We start from the raw sequence: 15,074 nt of genomic DNA, 5'->3' as shown, positions 1-15,074 counted from the left end.
AAGTTAATCTCGCGTTGGTTGTTTACTAGCGCGAGATTTTTTATGCCTCCATTTCCTAAACCCGACTTTTCATATTCCTACGACCCACAAACCGAAATTCAGAAACTGCGAACTTGGCGTGATACAGAGCCAGGGCGTCAGATTCCAACCAAGCAGAACGACAAAATGCTCTTGGCCAGTTGGAATATTGCCAATCTGGGAGACGAGAAACAAGTAAGGGCGCAAGATGATATCGAAGTGATGGCCGAGGTGCTGAGTTGGTTTGATGTCGTTGCAATTCAAGAAGTTAAAGAAGGACTTAGTGACTTTCGGCGCCTGCAGGCGGCTCTGCCAAGCGGCTATGCAGCCGTGATGTCTGACCAAGGAGGCAACAACGAACGTATGGTGTTCATCCATGACACTGCGCGAGTTGATAGGCTAGAGCTGGCGGGTGAAATTGCTATTCCTCCTTCCTCTCATCGTTATATTCGTTTGCCGCATTCAGAGCAGAAATTTGATGGATTTGATCGTAATCCTTTTGCCGTTGCGTTTTCCTGCGGGAATCGCGAATTCACGATTGTAAACGCGCATCTCTATTTCGGGAGCGACTCCACGCACTCTAAGAACCGTCGCGCACTCGAATGTTATGCCCTGGGGCGATGGGCAGATTTGCGTGACAAACGCGGGAATGCCTATTCCGACAATGTGGTGGTGATTGGAGATTTGAATATGCCGGCGGCTGAGCCGGGGGATCAGATGTATGACGCGCTGACGGCTCGTGGACTTCATATTCCGGCACATCAATCGAGGATCGGAACGACGATCACCGAAGGGAAACACTATGACCAGCTGGCCTTCCTGCCAGGCGATGCCGGACAATCTTTCATTCAAGAAGGCGTCTTTGATTTCGACGGCGCGCTCTTTAGTGATCTGTGGGATGATCCTCAGCGCGATGAATCCGATTTCGATGCCTATCTGAGATTTCACATTTCAGATCACAGGCCAATCTGGGCGCAATTTGATGTGTCCTAGAACGTAATCAAATTGTCGTACGAGGGGTGTACGGCTTTGATGTACAAAAAATTCAACCACCAATTTATTGGAGAATACACATGCGTAAAGTAACACTGACTTTTGTCGGGGATGGCTCAGACGACGTAGCGCAGGCATTTTATACTTGGTTTGTCGACGGAGGTCTTGAAGATCAGGCGATCGAGGTGTTGACCAACAATACACCTGCCAACATCGATGTATTGGGTCTCATGGATATCAATAACGAAACTTTGGACATCGCGATTGAAAGTAAGATGCTCTCCACATCATAAGCTTTACAAGTGAATACGTTAAAAAAGCCGCCCATCGGGCGGCTTTTCCATTTCGACATTAGAAACCCTTAGCGGTTCTCGATATCTGTGTAATCGCGCATTGTTTCGCCCAGATAGAGCTGACGAGGGCGACCAATTTTGTTTTGTGGATCGCCGATCATCTCTTTCCACTGAGAAATCCAGCCAACTGTGCGGGACAGGGCAAAGATCGGTGTGAACATGGATGTCGGGAAACCCATCGCTTCCAGAATGATGCCGGAATAGAAGTCCACATTCGGGAAGAGTTTCTTCTCAATGAAATATGGATCGTTCAGAGCGGTCTGTTCCAGCTCTTTTGCGACCTGCAGCAGTGGGTTGTCTTCGACACCCAGTAGCTCCAGAACTTCGTCTGCGGACTGCTTCAGAACAGTCGCGCGTGGGTCGGTGTTTTTGTAGACACGGTGACCAAAGCCCATCAGGCGGAATGGATCGTCTTTGTCCTTCGCACGTGCGATGAATTCAGGGATGCGGTCCACGGAACCGATCTCTTTCAGCATCTCAAGGCAGGCTTGGTTCGCGCCACCGTGAGCAGGCCCCCAGAGGCAGGCGATGCCGGCTGCGATACATGCAAATGGATTTGCACCAGAAGAAGACGCCAGACGCACAGTGGATGTGGATGCGTTCTGCTCGTGGTCTGCATGCAGAGTGAAGATCCGGTCCATCGCACGGGACAGGATTGGGTTCACTTCATAGTTTTCTGCAGGCACAGAGAAACACATGTGCAGGAAGTTCGCCGCGTAATCGAGATCGTTGCGTGGGTAAACGAACGGCTGACCGATGGAGTATTTATAAGCCATCGCTGCGATGGTAGGCAGTTTCGCGATCAGACGGATCGCCGCCACTTCACGCTGCCAAGGGTCAGAAATATCTGTGGAGTCGTGGTAGAAGGCAGACATCGCACCAACCACGCCCACCAATGTCGCCATTGGGTGCGCATCGCGACGGAAACCGCGGAAGAAGTTGTGCATTTGCTCATGCACCATGGTGTGGTTTGTCACGCGAGTTTCAAAGTCTTCCAGCTGCGCGGCTGTCGGTAGTTCACCGTAAAGCAGCAGGTAGCAGACCTCTAGATAGTGGGATTTGCTGGCCAGCTGATCAATCGGGTAGCCACGGTGCAGCAGCTCGCCCTTGCCGCCATCGATGAAGGTGATGGTGGAGTCACAGGACGCAGTAGACGTGAAACCCGGGTCATATGTGAAGACGCCCGCTTGCGCATAAAGCTTGCGGATATCCAGCACATCAGGGCCAGCGGTGGGTGAGAAGATCGGCAGGTCGTAGGATTCGCCATCAATATTGAGTGTGGCGGATTTCTTGCTGTCGGTCATAGGTTTCCCTTCCTCTTGTGGCCCCGGGCACAAGGCCCCGGGCGTTCGTTCGTGCACAAGACAGAAGGGCGACGTGTCGTCCTTTTGCCTTATGATGGCTCTGCCGCATCCTGCAGGCGCGCGATGGTTTCGTCGCGCCCGAGAACGAGCATCATATCAAACACGCTTGGAGTCACCGCCCGGCCTGCAAGTGCCGCGCGGAGCGGTCCTGCCATCTTGCCGAATTTGATTTCCTTCGCCTCAGCAAAGGAGTTGGTGACCGCCTCAAGCCCCTCACGCGACCAGCTAGCATTTTGCAGCTGCGGCGTCAATTCACTGAGTATACCACGGGATACAGAATCGAGATTTTTTGCGGCTTTTTCATCTGGTGCAATTGGGCGTTTCGCGAGAACAAATTCAGCTTTTACAAGGAGTTCCGGGAAAGTCTTCGCTCGATCTTTGAGGCAGTACATTGCTTCCCGTAGAAGTACGGTAACATCACTTTCTAGAGATTTTTCGCCTTTAACGTGTAGGTATGCCTCTAGCTCTTGCAGCAGTGCGGCATCGTCAGAAGCTGCAATGTGCTGGCCACAGATATTTTCGAGCTTTTTGAAGTCAAATCGTGCGGGTGCTTTGCCAATGCCAGAGAGATCAAACCACTCTTGCGCTTGTGCATCCGTGAAGAATTCGTCATCGCCATGGCTCCAGCCCAGACGGGTCAGATAATTACGCATGCCAGCGGCTGGATAGCCCATCGCTTGATATTCCTGCGCACCAGTAGCGCCGTGGCGTTTGGAGAGTTTCTTGCCGTCTGGGCCAAAGATCAGCGGGATATGCGCCCAGACCGGTATGTCCCAGTTCATCGCATTGTAAACCAACATCTGACGTGCTGCGTTGTTCAGATGGTCATCGCCGCGGATTACGTGCGTAACACCCATATCGTGGTCATCCACAACAACGGCCAACATGTAAACAGGCGTGCCATCAGAGCGTAGCAGGATCATGTCATCCAGCTGATCGTTCTTGATGGTGACGTCACCCTGAACCTCGTCTTTAATGACAGTTTCACCCGTTTGAGGTGCCTTGATGCGCACCACATAGGGCGCATCCGGGTGTGTGGAGACGTCTGCATCGCGCCAAGGAGAGCGGTAGAGCGTGGATTTACCCTCTGCGCGGGCTTTCTCACGGAATTCGGCGATTTCTTCCTGTGTGGCAAAGCACTTGTAAGCCTTGCCTTCGGCCAGAAGTTGCAGCGCTACTTCTGCGTGGCGGTTTGCGTTTTCAAACTGGCTAACGATCTCACCGTCATGATCCAGTCCCAACCATTCCATGCCCTGCAGGATCGCGTTGGTGGCCTCTGGGGTAGAGCGTTCGCGATCTGTATCTTCGATGCGCAGTAAGAATTTCCCACCGCGACCGCGCGCATAAAGCCAGTTGAACAGAGCCGTACGGGCGCCGCCGATGTGAAGGAACCCAGTTGGGGATGGTGCAAATCGTGTGACAACCGTGCCGGACATGACAGGCTTAACCTTTCAGTAACCAAGAGAGGAATAGATTTGGTGCCTGTGTAACGACCAGAGGGCCAGAGAACAAGATAGGGCGCACAAGATAACGAGGTGCCGTTTTGGCCGTCTATACCTGGCTTAACTTTCAGATTTCAAAGCAATATGGTCAGGTCTTCGTCTGGTCTGTTGTGTGTTTCGCTATTGGAATAGGTCTCTATTTTTCTTTGCGATTTGAGCCAGATTTTCTGTTTTTGGTCGCTTTATCTCTGTTCGGACTTTTCAGTTTCGCACTGGTCGCCAGATTTCGCTATCTCATTGGTGTGGCAGCGTTTCTGCCGGTCATGATGGTGCTCGGCTGTGCTTGGGCAGGGATAAATGCCCGCAGTCTTGCCGCGCCGATCCTGTCCTATCATTACTATGGGCCGATATATGGACGTGTGATCCATATCGACCGATCAAGTTCGCATGCTTTACGGCTGACATTGGATCAGGTGCAGCTGACGAAGATGTCAGAGGATCAAACGCCTGAGCGAATCCGCATTTCATTGCATGGTCGGCAGGAGTGGTTAAAGCCGCAACCCGGGCAATACATTGGTCTGACGGGGCATCTCTCTGGGCCCGACGGACCTGTTGAACCCGGAGGATTTGATTTTCAACGGCATGCTTGGTTCTTACAGCTTGGCGCCGTCGGTTACACACGCACACCTGCTTTGGAAATGAAGCCACCTGAGGGGGCAATGCCGATTGCCAATCTGCGTTTTGCCATCTCACGATTTGTGGCGGATTATCTTGGTGGCGATGTTGGAGGATTTGCCGCTGCCGTCACCACCGGGGATCGAAGTGCTTTTTCACAAGAGGCAATCAACGCGCTTAGGATCTCCAACCTTGCGCATCTTCTGGCCATATCTGGCTTGCACATGGGGCTTTTGGCGGCATTTCTTTTTGGAACCATCAGGTTGGCATTCTCCCTAAGGCCATCAATTTCACTTCGCATACCCGTAAAAAAAATCGCAGCCATTGCCGCTTTGATAGGGGCCACTGGGTATTTGCTGTTGTCAGGTGCATCAATTGCAACACAGAGGGCGTTTATCATGGCAGCCGTTGCGCTGATCGCGGTCACTTTGGATCGAAGGGCGCTGACTTTGCGGTCGGTCGCCATAGCAGCATTCATTGTATTAGCGCTGCGACCATCAAGCCTGCTTTCTCCGGGGTTTCAGATGTCATTCGCAGCGACAACGGCCTTGGTCTATGTGTTTTCCGCGTTGAGAGATATTCCAGGTTTGTCTTTACGGCGCTGGCAGAAAACAATTTTCACATTGGTACTGTCTTCAGCGATCGCTGGACTTGCAACCGCACCCTTCGCGGCGGCGCATTTCAATCAATGGGCTGCGTATGGTTTGCTCGCCAATGTCTTGGCGGTGCCAGCCATGGGAATGATCGTCATTCCAGGAGCTGTATTGGCTGCGCTGCTCTCCCCCTTTGGAGGGGCAGGCATCGGTTTGGATTTCATGGCTATCGGGCTGCGCTGGATATTGCTTGTGGCAAATTGGGTCAGTGCGCTTGAAGGCGCGCGCGTTCCTGTCGTGACGCCAAATGCTTGGGTTCTGCCGGTTCTGGGTTTCAGCGGGTGCTGGCTTATTCTTTGGAAAGGGCATTTGCGATGGCTGGCTGCCTTCGGCATGGGGGTAGCGATTATGTTTTGGGTAAAGACTGATCGCCCAATGGTGCTTATCTCAGGAGATGGCAAACTGGTTGGTGTTTTAACAGATCAGGGGCGAGCGCTTAGCAAAACGCGCGGGCAGGGATTTGTTGCGAAGAATTGGCTTGAAAACGATGGCGACGAGGCTCCGCAAGCAGAGGCTGCGGCACGTGGAGAACTAATCCAGCCGGGGGTCTTTGTTTCACAGCTCGCGGAGCACGCGCTCCTACACTATCAGGGCAAAAAAGGTGTCGCTCAATTTACGGAATGTACCGCCTCTGAGATAGTGGTTCTTGATCAAACCGCAGCCACCTTAGAAAACTGTGAGGTCTTTGATGCCAGTCGTTTGGCGTCAACCGGAGCAGTTGCCATCTGGATCGGTGGTGCTGGTGAGCTGTCATTTCAGACAGTCGCAGAGCGGCGGGGGCGAAGACTATGGTCGCCCCCAAACCAGTTAAATCAGTAGTTGCGGATCAACCCGACCAAACGGCCCTGAACGCGCACTTTCTCATCCGGGAAGACGCGGGTTTCATAAGCCGGGTTCGCGGCTTCTAAGGCAATGGAGCTGCCAACACGGCGGTAGGTTTTTAGCGTCGCTTCTTCATCTTCGATAAGCGCAACTACGATATCGCCATTATCCGCAGAGGAGGTCTCGCGTAGGATCACCACATCGCCATCATTGATGCCCGCGTTGATCATTGAGTCACCTTTCACCTCAAGCGCATAATGCTGCCCACCGGATTTCAGCATCTGACCGGGCACAGCTACGTGGTGATGCACATGGCTGATCGCCTCAATTGGAACACCCGCAGCAATGCGACCCATTACGGGAAGTTCGCGCGCAAAGAGCTGCACCTCATCAGGAGTGACATTGGCTGCTTGGGCGGGTGAGGGATGTGGTCCGTCGATAACCTTGGGTTCAAATCCCCCCATGCCAGCCATCGGTGCCATGCCATCTGGTAGTTTCACAATCTCTATTGCGCGGGCCCGATGGGCAAGGCGCCGAATGAATCCGCGTTCTTCCAAAGCTGTGATCAGCCGGTGAATACCCGACTTTGACCGCAAATCCAGCGCGTCTTTCATTTCATCAAAGCTCGGCGGAACACCGTCTTTTTGAAGCCGTTTGTGGATGAATTCCAAAAGGTCTTTTTGCTTCTTGGTCAGCATCTGCTCGCCTCCACCAATAATTTGCTTTTGTTCTACCCTTGTTCTTGTTTTGTGTCAAGAGTTTAGGGTTTGTTCCCCATTTGGAGCCGTTTTTTGGTTAAGGTAGATGCCTCCGGCGGAGGTATTTAGGCCAAAAAGAAGGACATTGTTGCCGCTAAAGAGCGACGCAACGCATGAGTTCGCCAGCTTTACGTGCTGGGTCGTTTGGCGGGCGGATAACCAGGGTATTCGCGTCAGCCAGCACGCTGAGAAGTGCGCTGTCTTGTCGATCAAAGATCGTGACCGATCTGTTTTCCAGTGATGCGCGCATATAGTGTTCGCGTGGGCCATTGGCTTTGACATCTTGGGCCAGAGGGGCGGTGAATTCGGGGGCGGGGGCCTTGCCAAGCCCCAACATGGTGCGAACAACTGGTTCTAAGAAAATCTTGCCACAAACCATTGCAGAAACGGGATTGCCCGGCAGGCCGATCATCATGGCACCGTTGGCCAGACGACCTGCCATCAGAGGTTTGCCAGGGCGCATGGCGATTTTGTAGAAGCTGCGTTCCATACCAAGGTCTGCGGCAACATCACCGACGAGATCGTGGTCGCCGACAGAGGCCCCGCCGATGGTCACCAGTAAGTCGGCATCATTTGCGAGTGAGAAAGCGGTTTTCAGGCTCGCTTCATTGTCGCGAGCGATGGGCAAAAGGCGAGGTTCTGCGCCGATGTCTTTCAGCATCGCGTAAAGGCCGAAGCTGTTGGACGCGATGATCTGATCTTCGGAGGGTGTTTCTCCCGGCATCACCAGCTCATCGCCGGTGGACAGGATCGCGACCTTTGGTTTCCGTGTCACCGTGACTTCGCTGATGTTCATGGCCGCGAGAAGCGCAATATCGGACGGGCGCAGCGTTTTGGGGGCTGCAACAGCTTCGCCGTCTTTGAAATCAAAGCCTTTCGCCCGGACGTAGGGATTGCTGTCGAGACTGTCGCCGATTGTGATTTGGTCGCCTTCGGCTGTGACATCCTCTTGGATGATGATGCGATCGGCACCTTCTGGCAGTGGCGCACCTGTAAAGATGCGGATGCATTCGCCGGGTCGGATGGCCCCATCAAATCGGTGGCCTGCCGCGCTTTCACCAATCATGGTGAGTGTCACGCCGGTTTTGACATCCGCATTGCGGACCGCATAGCCGTCCATGGCAGAGGCAGAAAAGGGTGGCTGGTCGCGGCACGCAATGGCGTCCTTGGCCAGAACCCGTCCGTTGGCCTGTTTAAGCGGCACGACCTCGGTTTCCAGAGGTGTGGCGAGATCAAAAAGATGGGCGAGGGCCTCTGCGACAGAAATCATCTGGCTTCGAACCGGCCGGATTTGCCGCCGTCTTTCAGTACCACGCGGATGCCGCTGATCTCCATGGTTTTGTCGACGGCTTTGGTCATGTCGTAAACCGTCAGCGCGGCAACATTGACGGCAGTTAGTGCTTCCATTTCGACGCCGGTCTGACCGGTGGTTTTCACCGTCGCGTTGATATCGACGCCCGGCAGATCTGCGTTCATTGATAGATCAACGGATACCTTGGTGATGGGCAAGGGATGGCAGAGCGGAATAAGTGTGCTGCACTGTTTTGCGCCCATGATGCCAGCAAGCTGAGCAACGGTCAAAACATCACCTTTCTTGGCACGGCCTTCTGCAATGATATCAAAGGTTTCTTTGTTCATTTTGACGTGTCCGACCGCGGTGGCGATACGGTCTGTCACAGCCTTGTCGGAGACATCGACCATATGGGCTTCGCCCTTGGCGTCAAAATGGGTGAGACCTTTGTTATCTGCCATCAGATGTTCTCCGGCATCAGTGGATTTGCGAGGATCGCTTTGGTGGCCGCGGTCACATTGTCCTGACGCATCAGGCTCTCGCCAATCAGGAAAGTGCGCGCGTTGTGGCGCGCCATGTCGGCGAGATCCGCAGGAGTAGAGAGCGCGCTTTCGCAGACAATCAGGCGGTCTTCTGGGACTATCTTTGAAAGGGTTCGGGTGGTGTCCAGAGTTGTTTCGAAGGTTTTGAGATTGCGATTGTTTATGCCCATTAGCGGGGATTTTAGCTTGCTCGCGCGTTCCAGCTCTTCCGCGTCGTGTACTTCCAGAAGCACATCCATGCCCCAATCAAAGGCCGCGCTTTCAAGCTCTTCAGCTTGCGCGTCAGACACCGAGGCCAAGATGATCAGGATACAGTCAGCTCCCAAGGCACGCGCTTCGGCGACCTGATAGGTGTCATACATGAAATCTTTGCGCAGGGCTGGCAGGTTGGTTGCCGCGCGGGCCTGGACCAAAAACTCTTTCGCGCCCTGGAAGGACGGTGTGTCAGTCAGCACAGACAGGCAGGTTGCGCCGCCATCCTCATAGGCTTTCGCCAATACTGACGGATTAAAGTCTTCGCGGATCAAACCCTTGGAGGGGCTGGCTTTTTTGACTTCGGCAATCAGGCCGTAGCCAGTTTTTGACGCCTCAATCAGCGCGTTGGCAAAGCCGCGTGTTGGGCTGGCGGCTTTCGCTTCGGCTTCGACCTCTGCATAGGGTTTCGCGGCTTTGTCAGCGGCGACTTCCTCAAGCTTACAGGCTTTGATTTTATCCAGAACGGTGATCGTCATTGCAGGGTCCAGTCGATGGGTTGCTCGCCGCGGTCGGTGAGCCAAGTGTTGATACGCGAAAATGGCCGGGAGCCAAAGAAACCGCGCCGCGCCGAGAGCGGCGAGGGATGGGCGGTTTCTATCATCAAATGATCCCCGGGGTGAATATGCTTTGCAAGTGCCTGCGCCTGTTTGCCCCAAAGGACAAAGGCGGTGGGTTTTTGTGAGACTTCGGCAAGCACCTGATGGGCCAAGCTCTGCCAGCCGAGGTCTTTGTGCCCGTTAGCTTCTCCGGCAGGCACCGAGAGCACTGTGTTCAGGAGAAGAACGCCTTGAGCTGCCCAGCCGCGCAGGTCGCCATTGAGAGGCGCGGCGCCAAGGTCTTCGACCATCTCTTTATAGATATTGTTGAGGCTGCGCGGCAGTGGACGGACGTCTGGTTCCACGGAAAAGGCAAGACCGTGTGCATGTCCGGGTGTCGGGTAGGGGTCTTGGCCGAGAATAACAACGCGCACTTTCTCTGGGGCGCATGCGTCCAGAGCCGCAAAACGTTGGTGCGCTGGTGGCAGAATGTCTCTTGCGTCTGCCGCGACTTTCGCTTCGATAGCCGCGACATCAGATGCAAAGAATAGAAGATGTGCCCAAGCTGTAGGCGTCATAGTGTGTCCGCCCGCTCCGCGTCTTAGACCGATTCCGAAGTCAATTTTGCGAGGCAATCCAGTTTAGCTTTGGCCTTGCCAGAATCGATGCTTTCTTTTGCAATTTCAACGCCTTGTCTCAGGTCAGATGCCTTGTCGGCAATCACCAGCGCGGCAGCAGAGTTCAACAGAACCGCATCACGATAGGCGCCTTCCGCGCCATCCAGCAGTGCGCGCAGGGCGTTTGCATTGAATTCAGGCGTGCCTCCGACAGTTTCCTCAAACGGATGTACCGATAGACCAGCGTCTTCCGGGTGAATTTCAATGTCACGCACCGAACCATCGGTTTCCAGAGCGGAAACATAGCTTGTTCCGGTGATGGTCAGCTCATCCGTTCCGTCAGAGCCATGCACCAGCCATGCCCGTTCAGAGCCCAGCTTGCCGAGTGTTTCCGCCATCGGGCGGATCAGATCGCGAGAGAAGGCGCCGGTGAGTTGGCGTTTCGCGCCTGCCGGGTTGGTTAATGGGCCAAGAATGTTGAAGATCGTGCGCGTGCCTAGCTCCAGACGGGTTGGCATCACATGTTTGATCGCTGGATGGTGCATTGGGGCCATCATGAAGCCCACGCCGCAGGTTTCCAACGCTTTTTCAACCACTTCTGCGCCAACCATGACGTTGATGCCAAGTTCGGATTGTACATCTGCGGTGCCGGATTTGGAGCTGGCTTTGCGGTTGCCGTGTTTTGCCACCGGCACGCCTGCGCCGGCGACAGTAAAGATCGACGCGGTTGAAATGTTCAGCGTGTGTTTACCGGATCCACCAGTGCCAACGATGTCGATCACACCTTCCGGCGCTTTCACCGGTACACATTTTGCACGCATGACGGCTGCAGCCGCCGCATATTCATCCACGGTTTCACCACGTGTACGCAGCGCCATCAGCAGCCCACCGATTTGGCTTGGCGTCGCTTCACCGTTGAACAGGATCTCGAAAGCTTCCTCAGCCTGCGCGCGAGTAAGCGGCCCATCGGCCGCCGCGGCGATCAGGGGTTTCAGCGCGTCACTCATGCTGGCACCTTCATTGTATCAAGAAAGTTTTGCAGCATGGCGTGGCCGTGCTCGGAAGCAATGCTTTCCGGGTGGAACTGGCAGCCTTGGATTGGCAGCTCTTTGTGTTGCAGGCCCATGATGGTGCCGTCTTCCAGCTCAGCCGTGATTTCAAGACAATCAGGCAGGGTTTCACGTTCCACTACCAGCGAATGATAGCGGGTGGCTTCAAACGGTGTTGGCAGCCCTTTGAACAGACCTTTGTCAAAATGATGCATGGTGCCCATCTTGCCGTGCACGATCTCGTGGCAGCGGATGACATTGCCACCGAATGCCTGCCCAATGGATTGGTGGCCAAGGCAAACCCCCATCAGAGGTGTCTTGGTTTCAGCCGCAGCCTCGACCAGAGAGAGGCAAATACCTGCTTCATTCGGCGTACATGGTCCCGGAGACAGAAGAATCCCTGCTGGATTCATCGCCATGGCTTCCTGAGTGTTCAGCGCATCGTTGCGCCAGACCTGTACGTCGGCCCCAAGCTCGCCCAAATAATGTACGAGGTTATAGGTGAAGCTGTCGTAGTTATCGATCAGAAGCAGCATAGCGGCACTCATTTTCATTCAAAGTAAGAACAGGGTATTAACCCAGCCCATAGACGGGGTATACATGGACAGGCTTGGCCGGAAGGGTCAAGAGGGGCTGCGGGTCATCAGCCTAAAAACCGACCCAAAAATACGATGTTAAATCGAGTTGAGTATAAACTGAGGGCAAGAGCGATGTTACGCGGGATTATCACAGGGTTATTCTTTGGCGGTGTGCTGGGTTTGATGCTTGCGGGCATTGTGTCGCTTTTGGCACCGCTGCCCTCAAATGTGGCTGTGCCTCAGGCGGAAGAGCCAAGCGCGAGCCAACCTGCTACTCAAAGTGGCACATCGCTTTCTGAAACCTCTGCGACCGACGCGCCGGTTCAGGCTGATTCCGTTGCGCAATCTCCTGCGGCTGTTGATGGCGTCGATGGCGCTCCAAATGCGGATCAACAGTCAGCACCTCGTCCAAATGCCGTGGCAGTGGAAAACGCACCCGAAGCGCCCACTGAGAATGGCAATGTCGATTTGGCCTTGCAGTCAGACTCTCCGGTTCTGCCAAATCCGCAGGCCAATCCGATTGCGAGCCCGGGTGAAGATGACGAGCCGTCTATTTCCGTCGACCCTGCGCAACCGCAAAGCCCGGCCAATGTGGAAGATCAGGCCTTTGATGCACCGCAGACCAATGGAGAAAGTAATGCACCGGTTGTGGCGACGGACACAGCCCCGACTCAGGTTGCACCTTCTCAACAGGATCAAACTGGCGATGACACGTTGCCCTCAGTGGACGTGGCAGCGCCAAGTCTGGCAGAACAGCCGGTTGAGGAAGAAACCGCGTCTTTGCTGAAACCTGTGACCGGCTTTGATGAAAAGTTTGAACAAAGAACATCCACGCGCCTCCCGACAGTTGGGGCGACTGAAGCTCCTGAAGTCTCTGCCGAAGATGTGGTCGCCCTAGACTTGCCTCCGCTTGAAGGGTTTGCAGCCGCTTTTGAAGCGGATGGTGACAAGCCTCTGATGTCGATTGTCTTGCTGGACGATGATGCGGCTGGCGTTGATCTTGCAACTTTGGCGTCCTTCCCACTCCCGGTCTCTATCGCTGTGAATGCGCAATCCGAGACCGCCACAGCCCGCGCCGCCGCGCTGCGAGCGGCAGGTCTTGAGGTGATTGCGATCATGGATTTCCCAGCGGGGGCAACGGCCAGCGAGGTGGAAGTGAACATCAGCGGTCAACTCGCCAATGTGCCTGAAGCCGTTGCCGTCATGGATGGGTTTGAAACGGGCGTACAGGAAACACGAGATATTGCGGATCAGGTGATTGCCTATGCGCTCAACAGTGGGCATGGGCTGGTGTTACAACCAAAGGGTCTCAACACAGCGCAGAAACTTGCTGTGCGCGAAGGGGTAGGGGCTGTGACAGTCTTCCGGGATATAGACGGCAATGATCAGAGCGAAGTGGTGATCCGGCGCTTCCTTGATCAGGCGGCATTCAAAGCGCGTCAGAATGAATCGGTTTTGATGCTGGGCCGTTTGCAAGAAAGCACCATTGCGGCCTTGGCTAGCTGGGCGCTGCAAGATCGCGCAAGCACAGTTTCTGTGGCGCCTGTGTCTGCGCTTCTTTCTGCGCTCAAAAACCAATAAGTCGAATATTTCGAAATTCTCTATTTAGGTCGAAAATCAAATGAATAAGTTTCTAGCAATTTGTCTTTCTACTCTAATTTTGGCTTTGCCAGCGACAGCCTCGGAACCCCTTGATCTAAAAACTGAGGTTATCCGCATGGCAAACGCCTGTTCAGAAATGATAGAAAACAACTCCAAAAGTCTGCCGGACCTGCGGAGATACCAATATGCCAAGGCAGGAAAAGGGTACAAAAAAGCACCTTACAAATCGCCCATTCTTGCGACCGGTTCGTCTGTTAAGGTGGTCTCTCGTGCATCTAAGAAGGCAACGTCCTGTACGATTACTGTGTCGTCTCTGTTTGCGAATGATGCTAGATCACTTTTTAAGGTTTATGGTTCAGCTTTGGAAAAACGCGGCTATCGGCCTATACAATTGCGCTACAAAAGCGGTGCACCAAAAGGGGGATTTCAGAAAGGGAATCTGACTTTTGAATCTCGCGCCGTCATCAGCAACTTGCATGGGATGGGGCCGCTGACAATTTTCATTGTGCATCGCAAGTAACTGCAAACTCATCACTAGAATTTACGATCTGGTAACTCACAAGAGCATCTCCCCGGGTGGCAGATCACACATATCGGCATACAACTGACTCGCGGGTTTTTGCCTTCTCGCCTTGAAAATCAGCAGAAAACTGCTGTGATATTGAATAACAACAGAGTGACTGGCTAGCTCTCCTTAGGTTCGTGCAAAGCAACCGTGTCCTGACGTGACACGTTGTTTCATGGGCGAAAGGACGATTGCGTTGGTGTGTTTCACTATGGCCCAAACGAGGGCCCAGACCACGCGATGTTCAGAATGAAGGAGTTAGACCATGAAAATTCTGGTAAAAGCCGCTGCGGCGACATTGATTGCATCTCAGGCCTTTGCTGGGTCTTACGAAGTAAAATGCTCAACGAAATCTGTACCCTATCAGGAAACCGTCAAAGGCGGGCAACCTGAGAAGGTCATTGGAGGCGCGCTTATTGGTGGCGTGCTTGGCAAGGTGGTCACCAAAGACAACGCCGGCGCTGCCGCGGGTGCGGTGATCGGCGGGGCTGTTGGTCACCACAACAGCAAAAAGACCGTGACAAAGTATAAGAACGTCGAAACCTGCCGGAATGTTTTTATTCCCGAACGGGTCAACGACGAGGCGCGGCTTGAAGAGGTGCTGCTGGATCTCAACGAAGGGCGTACTGTCAGCAAAGAAACCATTATGGATGTGCAATACACCATTGGCGTTGCTCATGACGGCCGCTGGGGTCCAAAGTCTCGTGGCGCGGCAGAAGAGTATCTGGCAAGCTTGGAGCCAAGTTTAGAGCCTGACGCGCCGCTTTATTCGCTGGTGGTCAATGAGGTGGTTGTTGTCAGCTCAGCAGATGCAAGCACGATCGATGCGATCAAAGAAGGCCTGCATAATGCGGGTGTCGAGTCTCAGATCTTTGTGGATTTGCAATGACTGTCACTTGAGAAAGCCAAATACCGAACCGTTGGTGCAACGCATCTTGCGATTGCGTCAACGGCTAAATGG

At 53.9% G+C, this 15,074-nt stretch carries 15 protein-coding genes; 6 read left to right on the top strand and 9 right to left on the bottom strand.

What is annotated here, in order from left to right; all coding sequences use genetic code 11:
• The first annotated feature begins 42 nt into the window (after positions 1-42).
• Together M0D42_RS06905 and M0D42_RS06900 are read left to right on the top strand one after the other, a co-directional pair.
• Positions 43-1,011, top strand: a complete 969-nt coding sequence (locus tag M0D42_RS06905; RefSeq protein ID WP_265020856.1) for an endonuclease/exonuclease/phosphatase family protein — start codon at positions 43-45, stop codon at positions 1,009-1,011.
• Positions 1,012-1,091: 80 nt separating this feature from the next.
• Positions 1,092-1,304, top strand: coding sequence for a hypothetical protein (locus tag M0D42_RS06900; RefSeq protein ID WP_265020855.1), 213 nt, complete (start codon positions 1,092-1,094; stop codon positions 1,302-1,304).
• A 68-nt stretch (positions 1,305-1,372) separates the two neighbouring features.
• Here the strand turns inward: M0D42_RS06900 and gltA are convergent, their stop codons facing one another.
• Positions 1,373-2,668, bottom strand: a complete 1,296-nt coding sequence (gene gltA / locus M0D42_RS06895) for a citrate synthase (protein WP_265020854.1) — start codon at positions 2,666-2,668, stop codon at positions 1,373-1,375.
• Positions 2,669-2,757: 89 nt separating this feature from the next.
• On the bottom strand, positions 2,758-4,164 hold the full coding sequence (gltX, locus tag M0D42_RS06890) for a glutamate--tRNA ligase (protein WP_265020853.1): 1,407 nt from the start codon (positions 4,162-4,164) through the stop codon (positions 2,758-2,760).
• 107 nt (positions 4,165-4,271) lie between these two features.
• Between gltX and M0D42_RS06885 the strand changes: the two genes are divergently transcribed.
• Entirely contained in the window at positions 4,272-6,317 is a 2,046-nt protein-coding gene (locus M0D42_RS06885; RefSeq protein ID WP_265020852.1) for a ComEC/Rec2 family competence protein, read from the top strand.
• Here the strand turns inward: M0D42_RS06885 and lexA are convergent.
• The 7 genes from lexA to M0D42_RS06850 form a co-directional block, all read right to left on the bottom strand.
• A complete protein-coding gene (gene lexA / locus M0D42_RS06880) occupies positions 6,311-7,018 on the bottom strand; it encodes a transcriptional repressor LexA (RefSeq protein WP_265020851.1) in 708 nt (235 codons plus the stop codon). The two genes, M0D42_RS06885 and lexA, sit on opposite strands and share 7 nt — an antisense overlap.
• A 154-nt stretch (positions 7,019-7,172) precedes the next feature.
• On the bottom strand, positions 7,173-8,348 hold the full coding sequence (gene glp, locus M0D42_RS06875) for a gephyrin-like molybdotransferase Glp (protein WP_265020850.1): 1,176 nt from the start codon (positions 8,346-8,348) through the stop codon (positions 7,173-7,175).
• Entirely contained in the window at positions 8,345-8,830 is a 486-nt protein-coding gene (gene moaC / locus M0D42_RS06870; protein ID WP_265020849.1) for a cyclic pyranopterin monophosphate synthase MoaC, read from the bottom strand. The genes glp and moaC overlap by 4 nt, the downstream gene beginning before the upstream one ends.
• On the bottom strand, positions 8,830-9,642 hold the full coding sequence (trpC, locus tag M0D42_RS06865; protein WP_265020848.1) for an indole-3-glycerol phosphate synthase TrpC: 813 nt from the start codon (positions 9,640-9,642) through the stop codon (positions 8,830-8,832). The genes moaC and trpC overlap by 1 nt, the downstream gene beginning before the upstream one ends.
• The gene (locus M0D42_RS06860; protein ID WP_265020847.1) at positions 9,639-10,280 is read right to left on the bottom strand and encodes a uracil-DNA glycosylase; all 642 of its coding nucleotides are present in this window, start codon (positions 10,278-10,280) and stop codon (positions 9,639-9,641) included. Before M0D42_RS06860 ends, trpC begins: the two co-directional genes overlap by 4 nt.
• A gap of 23 nt (positions 10,281-10,303) precedes the next feature.
• Entirely contained in the window at positions 10,304-11,326 is a 1,023-nt protein-coding gene (trpD, locus tag M0D42_RS06855) for an anthranilate phosphoribosyltransferase (protein ID WP_265020846.1), read from the bottom strand.
• Positions 11,323-11,904, bottom strand: coding sequence for an anthranilate synthase component II (locus M0D42_RS06850; protein ID WP_265020845.1), 582 nt, complete (start codon positions 11,902-11,904; stop codon positions 11,323-11,325). Before M0D42_RS06850 ends, trpD begins: the two co-directional genes overlap by 4 nt.
• Positions 11,905-12,078: 174 nt before the next feature.
• On the opposite strand from M0D42_RS06850, the gene M0D42_RS06845 reads away from it, so the two are divergent.
• The 3 genes from M0D42_RS06845 to M0D42_RS06835 all read left to right on the top strand — a co-directional run bounded on the left by M0D42_RS06845 (position 12,079) and on the right by M0D42_RS06835 (position 15,002).
• A complete protein-coding gene (locus M0D42_RS06845) occupies positions 12,079-13,527 on the top strand; it encodes a polysaccharide deacteylase family 2 protein (RefSeq protein ID WP_265020844.1) in 1,449 nt (482 codons plus the stop codon).
• Between the two features lie 40 nt (positions 13,528-13,567).
• Positions 13,568-14,068 (top strand): hypothetical protein, encoded by a 501-nt coding sequence (locus M0D42_RS06840; protein WP_265020843.1) that lies wholly within the window; start codon positions 13,568-13,570, stop codon positions 14,066-14,068.
• A gap of 310 nt (positions 14,069-14,378) precedes the next feature.
• Positions 14,379-15,002 (top strand): hypothetical protein, encoded by a 624-nt coding sequence (locus M0D42_RS06835; RefSeq protein ID WP_265020842.1) that lies wholly within the window; start codon positions 14,379-14,381, stop codon positions 15,000-15,002.
• Positions 15,003-15,074: the final 72 nt, after the last annotated feature.

This window comes from Cognatishimia activa, assembly GCF_026016445.1.
In the GTDB taxonomy this organism is placed as follows: Bacteria; Pseudomonadota; Alphaproteobacteria; order Rhodobacterales; family Rhodobacteraceae; genus Cognatishimia; species Cognatishimia activa_B.
Note: the sequence above shows the minus strand (reverse complement) of the source record. Positions and strands in the feature narration are given on the sequence as shown.

Bases quoted from the DNA above. Each gene is read 5' to 3' on its own strand.
- M0D42_RS06905 (WP_265020856.1), top strand. From the start codon at position 43: ATGCCTCCATTTCCTAAACCCGACTTTTCATATTCCTACGACCCACAA.
- M0D42_RS06900 (WP_265020855.1), top strand. From the start codon at position 1,092: ATGCGTAAAGTAACACTGACTTTTGTCGGGGATGGCTCAGACGACGTA.
- gltA (WP_265020854.1), bottom strand. From the start codon at position 2,668: ATGACCGACAGCAAGAAATCCGCCACACTCAATATTGATGGCGAATCC.
- gltX (WP_265020853.1), bottom strand. From the start codon at position 4,164: ATGTCCGGCACGGTTGTCACACGATTTGCACCATCCCCAACTGGGTTC.
- lexA (WP_265020851.1), bottom strand. From the start codon at position 7,018: ATGCTGACCAAGAAGCAAAAAGACCTTTTGGAATTCATCCACAAACGG.
- glp (WP_265020850.1), bottom strand. From the start codon at position 8,348: ATGATTTCTGTCGCAGAGGCCCTCGCCCATCTTTTTGATCTCGCCACA.
- moaC (WP_265020849.1), bottom strand. From the start codon at position 8,830: ATGGCAGATAACAAAGGTCTCACCCATTTTGACGCCAAGGGCGAAGCC.
- trpC (WP_265020848.1), bottom strand. From the start codon at position 9,642: ATGACGATCACCGTTCTGGATAAAATCAAAGCCTGTAAGCTTGAGGAA.
- M0D42_RS06860 (WP_265020847.1), bottom strand. From the start codon at position 10,280: ATGACGCCTACAGCTTGGGCACATCTTCTATTCTTTGCATCTGATGTC.
- trpD (WP_265020846.1), bottom strand. From the start codon at position 11,326: ATGAGTGACGCGCTGAAACCCCTGATCGCCGCGGCGGCCGATGGGCCG.
- M0D42_RS06850 (WP_265020845.1), bottom strand. From the start codon at position 11,904: ATGCTGCTTCTGATCGATAACTACGACAGCTTCACCTATAACCTCGTA.
- M0D42_RS06845 (WP_265020844.1), top strand. From the start codon at position 12,079: ATGTTACGCGGGATTATCACAGGGTTATTCTTTGGCGGTGTGCTGGGT.
- M0D42_RS06840 (WP_265020843.1), top strand. From the start codon at position 13,568: ATGAATAAGTTTCTAGCAATTTGTCTTTCTACTCTAATTTTGGCTTTG.
- M0D42_RS06835 (WP_265020842.1), top strand. From the start codon at position 14,379: ATGAAAATTCTGGTAAAAGCCGCTGCGGCGACATTGATTGCATCTCAG.